This is a genomic window from Corallococcus terminator (genome assembly GCF_003611635.1).
Taxonomy (GTDB): Bacteria; Myxococcota; Myxococcia; order Myxococcales; family Myxococcaceae; genus Corallococcus; species Corallococcus terminator.
Window position 1 is genome coordinate 26348 of sequence record NZ_RAVZ01000055.1, and the last position, 10759, is coordinate 37106.

A 10759-nucleotide genomic window follows, 5' to 3' on the forward strand; every position below is an offset into this window, starting at 1 on the left:
CGCTTCATCCCCCACCCCTTCGCCACCGAGCCCGGCGCCCGGCTGTACCGCTCAGGAGACCGGGTCCGCTGGCTGCCCGACGGACGCCTCCAGTTCCTCGGCCGGCTCGACCAGCAGGTGAAGCTGCGAGGCCTGCGCGTCGAGCCCGGCGAGGTCGAAGCAGCGCTCCTCCTGCACCCCGATGTGCGCGAAGCCGCGGTCGTGGTCCGCGACGATGGGGCCCACGGCCCCGCGCTGGTGGCCTACGTCGTCTCCCGCACCCAGCCCCGGGTGGAAGCCGAAGCGCTGCGCGCCGTCCTGCGGCGCACCCTGCCGGAAGCCCTGATGCCTGCGGCCTTCGTGGCGCTGGACGCCCTCCCCCGGACCGCCAGCGGCAAGCTGGACCGACGCACCCTTCCCTCCTCCGAGTCGCAGCGCGCCAGCGAGGCCTTCATCGCCCCGCGCACGGACACGGAGCGCCGCCTCGCCGCGCTCTGGCGGGAAGTGCTCGGGCAGGACGCGGTGGGCGCGACGGACGACTTCTTCGCGCGCGGCGGACACTCGCTGCTCGCGACGCGGTTGCTGTCACGCCTCCGCGCGGCCTTCCAGGTGGAGCTGCCGCTCCAGGCCCTCTTCGAGGCCCGCACGCTGGAGGAACAAGCCCTGCGCGTGGAAGCCCTGATGCGGGAGGGAACCTCGCTCCAGGCTCCTCCGCTGCGCCCCGCGCCGCGCGAGGAGCGCATGCCGCTGTCGTTCGCGCAGCAGCGGCTGTGGTTCCTGGATCAGCTCGAACCGGGCACGGCCACGTTCAACATCCCCGTCGCCCTGCGCGTGGAGGGAGCGCTGGACGTGCGCGCGCTGGAACACTGCGTCCAGGAGGTGGTGCGCCGGCACGAGTCCCTGCGCACCGTCTTCCAGGCGGGCCCCGACGGACCGTCGCAGGTCGTCCTGCCCGCGCTCGCGCTGCCTCTCGAAGAGGTGGACCTGCGGGCGCTGCCGCCTGACGCCCGGGATGCGGAAGCCCACCGCCTGGAGGTGGAAGAGGCCCTGAAGCCCTTCGACCTGGCCCGGGGACCGCTGCTGCGGGCCCGGCTCCTGCGGCTGCGGGAGGACGCCTGGAGGGTGTTGCTGACGATGCACCACATCGCGTCGGACGGCTGGTCCATGGACGTGCTGGTACAGGAGGTGGGCGCGCTGTACGTCGCACACCAGCAGGGTCGTCCCTCGCCACTCACGCCCCTGGCCATCCAGTACGCGGACTACGCGCTCTGGCAGCGCCAGTGGCTGCGAGGCGACCTGCTGGAGAAGCAACTGGATTACTGGCGCCACCAGTTGGCGGGAGCCCCGGCCGTGCTGGAGCTGCCGTTGGATCGGCCCCGTCCAGCGATGCGCGCCCACCGGGGCGGCATGGTGGCACGGACGGTGGAGCCGGCCCTCGTCGCCGGACTGGAGACGCTGGCCCAGCGCGGACGGGCCACGCTCTTCATGGCGTTGATGGCGGCCTTCCAGGGCCTGCTGCACCGCTACAGCGGACAGACGGACGTGGTGGTGGGCACCGACGTGGCCAACCGCGGCGCCAGGGAGACCGAAGGCCTCATCGGCTTCTTCATCAACCAGCTCGTGGTGCGGCTGCGCATGGACGGCAACCCCACCTTCCTGGAGCTGCTGGAGCAGACGCGGCGCGTGTCGCTGGGCGCCTTCGCGCACCAGGACCTGCCCTTCGAGGAGGTGGTGCGCGCCATGAACCCGGAGCGCAGCCGCGCGCACGCGCCGCTGTTCCAGGTGAAGCTCATCCTCCACAACACGCCACGCACGGTGCTGGAGCTGCCCGGCCTGCGCTTGAGCATGGAAGAGGTGAACACCGCCGCCGCGAAGCTGGACCTGACCCTGTCCGTGACGCCCACGCCCGAAGGCCTGGTGTGCGTCTGGAGCTACGACCGGGACCTCTTCGACGAGTCCACCATCGAGCACATGGCGGAGCGCTTCCAGGCGGTGCTCGCGAGCATCGTCACGCACGCCGGGGCCCTGCGCCTGTCGGACCTCCCGCTGCTGCCGGAGCCGGAGCGTCAGCGGCTCCTCGGGACATTCAACGACACCGCGCTCCCATACGCGGAGCGCTGCATCCACGACCTCATCGCTGAACAGGCGGCACGGACGCCGGAGGCGCTGGCGGTGGTGGCCCCGGACGGAACGCTCACCTACGCGGTGCTGGAGCGACGGGCCAATCAGCTCGCGCACCTGCTCCAGCGACACGGCGTCGCGCCGGAGACGCGCGTGGGCCTGTTCGTGGAGCGGCGGGCGCACGCGCTCGTGGGCCTCCTGGGCATCCTCAAGGCGGGCGGGGCCTACGTGCCGTTGGATGCGGGCGCGGCCAGTACCCCGGAGCGCATGCGGCAGGTGCTGAAGGGCGCGGGCGTGCAGGTCCTCGTCACGGAGGAAGCGCTGGCGGACGCGCTGCCTTCGCAGGGCGAGCTGAAGGTGCGCCTGGATGCGAATGACGGGCTGCTGGACGCGCAGCCCCAGGAGGCGCCCCACACGGGCGTCCTTCCGGGCAACGCGGCCTACGTCATCTACACGTCGGGCAGCACCGGCCAGCCCAAGGGCGTGGTCATCGAACACCGTCAGCTCGCCTGCTACGTGGCGGGCGTCAGCGACCGGCTGGGGCTGCCTCAAGGCATGTCGTTCGCGACGGTGTCCACGCTGGCGGCGGACCTGGGCCACACGGCGGTGTTCCCCACGCTGTGCGCGGGCGGCGCGGTGCACCTGGTGGGCCGGGACACGGCGACGGATGCGGGAAGGCTGGTGGCGTATGGCCGGGCGCATGAGGTGCAGGGCTTGAAGATCGTCCCCACGCACCTGGAAGCCCTGCTCGCGGGCCAGGACGCGCAACGGCTGCTGCCGCGTCGCCGGCTGGTGCTGGGCGGAGACACGGTCTCGTGGACGCTGGTGGAAAGGGTCCACGCGCTGGCCCCCGACTGCGAGGTGTTCAACCACTACGGCCCCACGGAGACGACGGTGGGCGTGCTCGCGCAGCGGGTGGAGCGCGGCGGGCGCACACCGGGGACGCGGTCGGTGCCGCTGGGCCGTCCGCTGGGCAACGTGCGCGTGTACGTGCTGGATGCGTACGGGCAGCCGGTGCCCACGGGCGTGCCGGGAGAGCTGTTCATCGGCGGCGCGAGCGTGGGCCGGGGCTACCTGGGCCGGCCGGACCTGACGGCGGAGCGCTTCGTGCCGGACGGCTTCGCGGCGCAGCCGGGCGCACGCATGTACCGGACGGGAGACCGGGTGCGCTGGCTGCACGATGGTCGCATCGAGTTCCTGGGCCGCGCGGACCACCAGCTCAAGATTCGCGGCTACCGCGTGGAGTTGGGCGAAGTGGAGGCCGTGCTCGCCCGCCATCCGGACGTGAGCGAGTGCGTGGTGGTGGCGCGCGACGACGCGTCCCAGGGCCGGCAACTCATCGCCTACGCGGTGGGCCGCTTCGAGAAGGCACTGGAGGAGCCCGCATTGCGCGCGCACCTGACGGCGCGGCTGCCGGACTACATGGTGCCCGCGACGTTCGTGGTGCTGGAGGCCCTGCCCCGCACGTCCAACGGCAAGGTGGACCGCAAGGCGCTGCCGGAACCGTCCCGCACCCACGAGGACACCAGCCACGTCGAGCCCCGCACGCCCACCGAACAGCGGCTGGCGGCGCTGTGGAGGGACCTGCTGGGCGTGCCGCGCGTGGGCGCGCACGACAGCTTCTTCGACCTGGGCGGCCACTCGCTGCTGGCCACGCAGGTGGTGGCCCGGGCGGCGTCGCTGTTCAGCGTGAGGCTCGCGGTCGTCGACCTCTTCGAGGCACCGACGCTGGAGGGGCTGGCCGCGCGCATCGACGCAGGGACGTCCTCGGACTCGCCGCTGGTGATGTTGCGCAAGGGAGGCGAGCGCACGCCCTTCTTCTGCGTGCATCCGGTGGGAGGCAGCGTGCTGGGCTACCTGGAGCTGGCGCGGCGCATGGATCCAGCCCAGCCCTTCTACGGCCTCCAGGTGCCGAAGGACGGTGCCGGAGCGACGGTGGAGGCCATGGCCACGCGCTACCTGGAATCGGTGCGCGGCGTGCAGCCGTCGGGACCGTACCGCCTGGGCGGCTGGTCCATGGGCGGACGCGTGGCGTACGAGATGGCCCGCCAGCTCCGCGCCCGGGGTGAAGCGGTGGAGATGCTCGTCGTCATCGACGCGATGGGCGAGGAGCCCGCCTCCGACCAGGCCCTCACCCCGGACGAAGCCGTGGGCCAGCAGGTGCTGGAGTTCGCGGCGCACCTGTCACGGCTGGCGGACATGCACCCGCGCGCGGCGGAGGTGCTGCGATGGGTGGATCCGGTGGAGCTGCGCCAGGTGCTGGGAGCAACGCCCGACGTGGGCATCGGCATGGGCCTGGAGGAGGCGGCCCACGAGGAACTGCGTGAGCTGTGGCACCGCTTCAGGGTGAACCAGGGCGCCACGAGGACCTATGTCCCCGGGCCGTATGACGGGGCGCTGGTCCTGCTCCGGGCCGAACAGGGCCCGGAGGCTCCGGCGGAACTCGGCTGGGGGACGCTCGCACGCGGTGGGGTGACGGTGCACACCGTGCCGGGAGACCACTTCACCCTCGTCCGTCCGCCCCACGTGGACGCGCTGGCCGAACGGCTGCGGACTCTGCTCGCCGCCCCGTCCAGTTCGGACGGAAAGTACGGGTAGCCACAGCCACGCGGAGCATCCGCCCGCGCATCGACACCGAGTCCCTGAGCTCCGTGGGCGCAGCGTCCAAACCTGTCCGACAGTCGGACAGGTTGCGCAGGATGGAGCCCGGCACCTCCCTCCCGGCGCACTTCTCGGCAGGTTGAAATCCAGGGTGGATGGAACCCGGAGAGCCTCATTTGTCCGGCTTCATGGGAAGGGCTTGCGCATGGCAGGCGGGGCACGCCCCTCTGCGCCACGGTGTCCCTGGCGGCTGGCGCGATTTGGTGACGAACTTCTCGCGACCCACCTAGCATCAGGCCCGCGCCCTCCGCCGAAAGCCGCTCCCCTGAACACGCCTGAATCGCGTCACCTCGCCGGCCTGGACCTGCTCCGGGGACTGGCCATCGTCCTCGTCGTCCTCTTCCACCACCCGCGTCCCCCGGACCACGAGACCTACCGGATGGTCGCCAACTTCGGTTGGACGGGCGTGGAGCTGTTCTTCGTGCTCAGCGGCTTCCTCATCGGCGCGCAGTTCCTGGAGCCGTTGGCGAAGGGCGAGACACCGTCGCTGCGGCGCTTCTACCTGCGACGCGCGCTGCGCATCCTGCCGCCCTTCCTCGTCGTGCTGGGGCTGTACGTGTTCGTGCCCGCCTGGAGCGAGCGGCCCTTCGTGACGCCCGCGTGGCGCTTCCTCACCTTCACGCAGAACTTCGGCCTGCACCGCAACGGCTTCTCCCATGCGTGGTCGCTGTGCGTGGAGGAGCACTTCTACCTGGTGCTGCCGCTCACCCTGCTCGCGCTGCGCGGGCGTGCCCGGGCGCCGTATGTGCTCGCGGGCGCGGTGGCCGTGATGCTGGGCGGGATGCTCCTGCGCGGCGGGCTGTGGCTGCACCTCTTCGGGAGCCTGGGCCCCGACGACCTGGCCTGGCGTGACTACGACACGTTCCTCTACTACCCGACGTACGCGCGGCTCGACGGGCTGCTGTGCGGTGTGCTGCTCGCCACCGTGCGCGTCTTCCGGCCCGCCCTGTGGCAGCGCTGGACGCAGCGGCCCGGCGTGCTGCTGCCGGGGTTCGGGCTGCTGTGCCTGGGGGGCGCGGCGTACGTGAACCAGCAATACAACCGGGAGTTCTCCTTCGCCGTGCTGGCCTTCCCACTGGCCGCGCTCGGGTACGCGGCGCTGCTGGTGTCGATGGCCGGACCCGCCGTCTCGCGCGTCTGCGCCCGCATCCCGGGCGTGCGGACCTTCGCCGTGCTGAGCTTCACCGTCTACCTCACGCACAAGTCCATGCAGCACCTGGTGCGCGTCGCCCTGGAGCCTTACGGCCTGGGCACGTTCCACGTCGTCACGCTGGTCGGCGGGGCCGTGGCGGTGCTGCTCGCGTCGCTCCTCCTGCACCACGGGGTGGAGCGGCCCGCATTGCGCTGGCGTGAACGGCTGGAGCGGAGACTCACCGGCAAGGAACACCGGGTCAGCCCCGCCCTGCGTTAGGGCCGGGCTTCTGCCCGACAGAAGCCAGGGCCAGGGAGGAGCCCTGGGCCCACGAGCTCCGCGCGTCCCGCGCGCGCTACACCTTCGCCATGCGCCCCTTCCTGACGGCGACGTGGCGGTACCTGCTGATGCTCAACTACGAGGTGGACCCGGCGGTGCTGCGGCCCCTCGTCCCCCGTGGAACCGAACTGGACGCGTGGCAGGGCCACACGTTCGCGAGCATGGTCGGCTTCCGCTTCCTCGACACCCGCGTGCGCGGCCTCGCGGTGCCCTTCCATCGGGACTTCGACGAGGTGAACCTGCGCTTCTACGTGCGCCGCCAGGGCCCCGAGGGCTGGCGGCGCGGCGTGGTGTTCGTGCGCGAAATCGTCCCCAAGCTCGCCATCGCCACCGTGGCGCGCGTCCTCTACAACGAGCCCTACGTCGCGCTCCCCATGCGCCACGCCGTGAACATGGACGGCGCCGACACGGGCGCGCCCGGCCACGTCGAGTACGCCTGGAAGTCCCAGGGCCGCTGGCACCAGCTCTCGGCCCGGACGCTCGGGAGCCCGGCGGAGAGCACGCCCGGCTCGCAGGAGGAATTCATCACCGAGCACTACTGGGGCTACACCGCCCAGCGCGACGGCGGCTGCGCGGAATACCGCGTGGAGCACCCGCGCTGGACCGTCTGGCGGGCCCAGGACACCGCCTTCGACTGCGACGTGGCCCGCTTCTACGGTCCCGCCTTCTCCGAGTGCCTCCGGGGAAATCCCCACTCCGCCTTCGTGGCCACCGGTTCGGAGGTGTCGGTCTTCCCAGGAAATGAACTCCTCCCCTTGCCAAGCCCGTAGGAATCAATATTCTCAATCCAGAAATTGATTTTCTGAACCCCAACGCCCATGCCGACCACCCAAAGCCCCTGGCCCGTCCCGACCCGCTGTCCCGTCTGTGGAGGCGGCACCGTCATCGAACGGGTGCGCTGCGAGGGGTGCGAGTCCGCAGTGGAGGGGCGCTTCACGACGGGGTGGGTGCAGCAGTTGTCGCCGGAGCAGCTCGCCTTCGTGCGGGTGTTCATGGGCTGCCGGGGGAAGATCAAGGACGTGGAGCAGGCCCTGGGCCTCTCCTATCCGACGGTGGTGGCGCGACTGGACGACGTGGTGGAGGCGCTGGGCAGCACGCCGGGCGCACCGTCCGCGCCCCCGCCGCCGCCTCCCGCCCGCGAGCGCGCATCCCCGCGCCGGGCCCAGATTCTCGATGACCTCGCGGCCGGGCTCATCGATGCGGATGAGGCCGCCCAACGCCTCAAGAAGGCACGGGAGTAATGCCCATGATGCACCCCGAAGAGACGCCGTCCCCTGAGTCCTCCGCTTCCGCGCGCGACGGTGCCCAGCGCCACGCGATTCCCTGGGGACAGCAGGCGGAGCTGGAGCTGCATGCGACGGCCGCCGCGCTCGTCGTGTCGCCGTTGGCGGAGGGAGAGAAGCCCTACCTCGTCACGCACGGCCGGGTGGAGGCGCGCATCCGCGAGCACGGGCGGGTGACGAAGGTGGAGCTGGTGCCGCGCGAGGCGGGCTTCCTGTCGTTGTTCTGGCGCCAGGGCGGACACGCGGAGCTGTTCGTGCCGGCCAACGTGCACGCGCGGCTGAAGCTGGACGCGGGCGCGGTGCGCGTCTCCGGACTGAAGGACTGCGCGCTGGAGCTGTCCACGGACGCTGGCACGGCGAGCCTGCGCGACGTGCACGGCAAGCTGACCCTGCGCACGGGCGCGGGCCGCATCGTCGGAGAGCGCGTGGGCGGCACGCTGCACGTCCAGGCCGACGCGGGCGCGGTGAAGCTGGACGTGGACGCGCTGGACGTGGGCGAGCACCGCATCGGCACGAAGGTGGGCGCGGTGGAGCTGCGGCTGGTGCCGGGGCTGGATGTGAACGTCGTGGCCCGCTCCTCGCTGGGCGCGGCGCACACGCGTTATCCCTCCAACCCCCAGGCCGCCACGACGCTGCTCATGGAGACGGAGCTGGGGTCTGTGCGCATCCGCGAGTCGGGCCGGGCGCGTCCCGAGGAGGAAGGGAGCGAAACCTCGTCGTGGGAAGAGGACTCGCTGCGCTGGCAGCGCCAAGCGGAGCGCTGGCAGCGCCGCGCCGAACGCCACGCCAACCAGTGGGCGCACGCCTGGGCGAACTCCTGGGGCGCGCCGCCCTGGTCGCATCACGGCCACCACCACGGCCCCCGGCATCACCGGGCGGAGCCGCCTCCCACGCCTCCTACGTCCGGCGGCATCCCCGAGGCGGAGATGCGCCGCGTGTTGGACCTGGTGGAGGCGGGAAAGCTCAGCGCGGAGGATGCGCAGAAGCTGCTGACGGCGATGCAGCGATGAGGCTCATGCCCCGCGGCCCCTTCGAGCGCGCTCCGGGACCGTCACGGTTGCTCTACAGCACGCCGGATTGCGCCCAGTCCCTGGACGCGTTCCAGGAGTCGCTCACGGAGACGATCGATTGGTGTGGCCCCCGGGCCCGACGGGAGACGGCGGCCACCTGCCTGCGCACGCCTTCCTTGAGGCCCCGGCTCCTGGTGGACGAGCATCGCTTCAGCGCCCTGGAGCATGTTCACCGGGAGCGGGGACATGCCGTGAAGCGTGCCTCACCGGAGCCCGCGTCCCCACGAGCGCCTGGCGATCTGGGGGGAGGCCGGTTGCTGGTCTTCTTTCCAGATGACACGACTTCCGACGGCGGGGCCGCGATGGCGACAGGCGGTTTCTTCGACGACGACAATGTCCCGCCCTGGGACACCTGGGTGGGCATGTTCCGCGAGGATCCCGAACCGGCCCAGCAGTCGGAGGATTACGTCATCAGTTGGGTGCCGCCGGTCTTCGTGGAGGCCGTGGCCCAGGGCATCCAGGCGAATCCGGAGTCCTGCATCCAGTGGCTGGAGGACTCGACGACCCTCATGGCTCAGCGACTGAAGGACCTTCGCTGACCGCTTCCCACCGGGCCTCTCCCGACAGGAAGCAGAAAGGCGTCGGAGCGTCTAGCGGACGCCACCGACGCCTGGGCGGACCGAGCGCTCAGGCGCCCTGGGTGAGGAAGCGGAAGGGCCGCACGCAGTCCTCGCGGGTGCACCGGAAGACGTAGCCCCGGCCGTTGTCCCCGAACTCCAGGCCGTACGGCATCGCGGCGAGCTGCGCGACGAAGCGCATGGGCGCGTCACAGCACTCGGGCGTCGCGTCACCGTTGAGCCAGCCGGGCACGCCGCCCACCTTGCTCTCCGGCGCCTCTTCCTGCGCGCGGTCCAACGCGGCCAGTTGTTCGTCGCTGGCCTCGTTGACGTCCACCGACAGGGCCTCGGTGTCCTCGGTGGCGGGCTCGAAGCCGAGCATCCACTCGGCGTAGGGCTTCACGCCTTCTGGGGACTCGACGACGACGGGCGCGCCCGCCATCACCGGCACCGCGGCGTTGGCGCCCTCCTCCGGGTCCCAGCGGAAGCAGACGGAGTCGGGGTTCTCACACTGGAAGACGTGGACCGACGCGTAGGGCGCCAGGTCCAGCCGGCCTTCGATGTGCGGAAGCTGGAAGAGGAAGCGCAGCGGCTTGCCGCACATCTCGCAGACGGGCCAGTCCAGGGGACCGGGCGCCTGGGGCGTGCCGCCCACCTTCAGGAGGGGCACGCCATCGGTGCGGAGGGGAACGAGCGCCCACAAGGGCGCGACGGGAAGAGGCATGCGACGGACTCTAGAAGTCCGCGATGCGCTCCGACAACGTCGGGTCGTCCACGAAGGGGTTGCGGTTCTGCTGGACGGCCTCGATGCCGTCGTTGCGCTTCACTTCCGCGGCGTCGACCTTGTCCAGCGTGTTCCACTGCTTGAGGACGGACTCCTCATCCGGCGGAATGGGCTTGTTGTACACGGTGGAGAAGTAGAACAGCGCGCGAGCGACGTTGCCCTTGTGCGCATCGGGCGGCTCGAAGACGGTGCGGCCCTTCTCGTCGGTGCCGAACTTGGCGCCGTTCTCCGTCCACTTCACGTTCTTCACCGTGCCGAACGGGTAGTTGCCCCGGATGGAGTTGGCCTTGCTGTCGGTGGGGAACAGGTGGTGCAGGTCCGCCTTTGCCGCGCCCGTGGCACCCTTGGACTGCGGCCAGGTGTGCTCGGTGTTCATCACGTTGCTGTTGGGAATCTTGTCCGTCTTCACTTCCTTGCCCGTGTAGACGCACTTGACGAAGCCGTCATGGTTGTCGAGCGTGGTGAAGATGACCTTGCGCGCGCCGTTGTAGCCCAGGTCCTTGTGCTTGGAGACCGCGTCGTGCAGGGCCTTGATGAGGATCTTGTCCTTCAGGCCGTCGTAGCGCGGGTCCGGACCGGCCGGCGTGAAGTCGTCCACCGGCGCCGCCTGCTTGAAGGGGGCCTTCTTCGGGGCGGCGGTCTCGAAGCTGGAGGCCGACGTGGTGCGGGGCGCGGAGAGCGGGCGGGACGAGATGATCATGACGGCCCTCGGATTCGAGGTGGGGGATGACCCATTCTCGCCCACCGGCGGCCCCGGTTGCGTGGCCCCCTGCATTTTCCCTCCGTCCCGGTTGGTTTTTCCGCCCCAACCCGTGACATCCCCGGAAATGGGC

Annotated in this window: 8 protein-coding genes (1 of these 8 only partly in view); 6 read left to right on the top strand and 2 right to left on the bottom strand. The window is 71.0% G+C overall.

Annotated elements, in window-relative coordinates; translation table 11 throughout:
* From D7V88_RS11060 to D7V88_RS44350, 6 genes are all read left to right on the top strand, one after another.
* Positions 1–4698, top strand: the 3' end of a protein-coding gene (locus D7V88_RS11060; protein WP_120540590.1) for a non-ribosomal peptide synthase/polyketide synthase. It extends 22854 nt beyond the left edge of the window; only the last 4698 of its 27552 coding nucleotides appear in the window; its start codon lies beyond the left edge, outside the window; the stop codon is at positions 4696–4698.
* Positions 4699–4906: 208 nt separating this feature from the next.
* Positions 4907–6172: an acyltransferase family protein gene (locus tag D7V88_RS11065; RefSeq protein ID WP_120540591.1), complete on the top strand. Its 1266-nt coding sequence runs from the start codon at positions 4907–4909 to the stop codon at positions 6170–6172.
* Between the two features lie 89 nt (positions 6173–6261).
* Positions 6262–7002, top strand: a complete 741-nt coding sequence (locus tag D7V88_RS11070; protein ID WP_120540592.1) for a YqjF family protein — start codon at positions 6262–6264, stop codon at positions 7000–7002.
* Positions 7003–7050: 48 nt separating this feature from the next.
* Positions 7051–7473 carry a DUF2089 domain-containing protein gene (locus tag D7V88_RS11075; protein ID WP_120540593.1) on the top strand — a complete coding sequence of 141 codons (423 nt, stop codon included), beginning with the start codon at positions 7051–7053 and terminating at the stop codon, positions 7471–7473.
* A gap of 5 nt (positions 7474–7478) precedes the next feature.
* The gene (locus tag D7V88_RS11080) at positions 7479–8525 is read left to right on the top strand and encodes a DUF4097 family beta strand repeat-containing protein (RefSeq protein WP_147448685.1); all 1047 of its coding nucleotides are present in this window, start codon (positions 7479–7481) and stop codon (positions 8523–8525) included.
* 5 nt (positions 8526–8530) lie between these two features.
* Positions 8531–9124 carry a hypothetical protein gene (locus D7V88_RS44350; RefSeq protein WP_244238093.1) on the top strand — a complete coding sequence of 198 codons (594 nt, stop codon included), beginning with the start codon at positions 8531–8533 and terminating at the stop codon, positions 9122–9124.
* An 88-nt stretch (positions 9125–9212) separates the two neighbouring features.
* On the opposite strand, the gene D7V88_RS11090 is transcribed toward D7V88_RS44350, so the two are convergent.
* Both D7V88_RS11090 and D7V88_RS11095 read right to left on the bottom strand, forming a co-directional pair.
* Positions 9213–9866 (bottom strand): hypothetical protein, encoded by a 654-nt coding sequence (locus tag D7V88_RS11090; protein ID WP_120540595.1) that lies wholly within the window; start codon positions 9864–9866, stop codon positions 9213–9215.
* 10 nt (positions 9867–9876) lie between these two features.
* Positions 9877–10626: an endonuclease I family protein gene (locus D7V88_RS11095; RefSeq protein WP_120540596.1), complete on the bottom strand. Its 750-nt coding sequence runs from the start codon at positions 10624–10626 to the stop codon at positions 9877–9879.
* Positions 10627–10759 lie beyond the last annotated feature (133 nt).

What these genes read in the sequence shown, in the direction of transcription:
- D7V88_RS11065 (WP_120540591.1), top strand. Translation starts at nt 4,907, where the DNA reads ATGGCAGGCGGGGCACGCCCCTCTGCGCCACGGTGTCCCTGGCGGCTG.
- D7V88_RS11070 (WP_120540592.1), top strand. Translation starts at nt 6,262, where the DNA reads ATGCGCCCCTTCCTGACGGCGACGTGGCGGTACCTGCTGATGCTCAAC.
- D7V88_RS11075 (WP_120540593.1), top strand. Translation starts at nt 7,051, where the DNA reads ATGCCGACCACCCAAAGCCCCTGGCCCGTCCCGACCCGCTGTCCCGTC.
- D7V88_RS11080 (WP_147448685.1), top strand. Translation starts at nt 7,479, where the DNA reads ATGATGCACCCCGAAGAGACGCCGTCCCCTGAGTCCTCCGCTTCCGCG.
- D7V88_RS44350 (WP_244238093.1), top strand. Translation starts at nt 8,531, where the DNA reads ATGCCCCGCGGCCCCTTCGAGCGCGCTCCGGGACCGTCACGGTTGCTC.
- D7V88_RS11090 (WP_120540595.1), bottom strand. Translation starts at nt 9,866, where the DNA reads ATGCCTCTTCCCGTCGCGCCCTTGTGGGCGCTCGTTCCCCTCCGCACC.
- D7V88_RS11095 (WP_120540596.1), bottom strand. Translation starts at nt 10,626, where the DNA reads ATGATCATCTCGTCCCGCCCGCTCTCCGCGCCCCGCACCACGTCGGCC.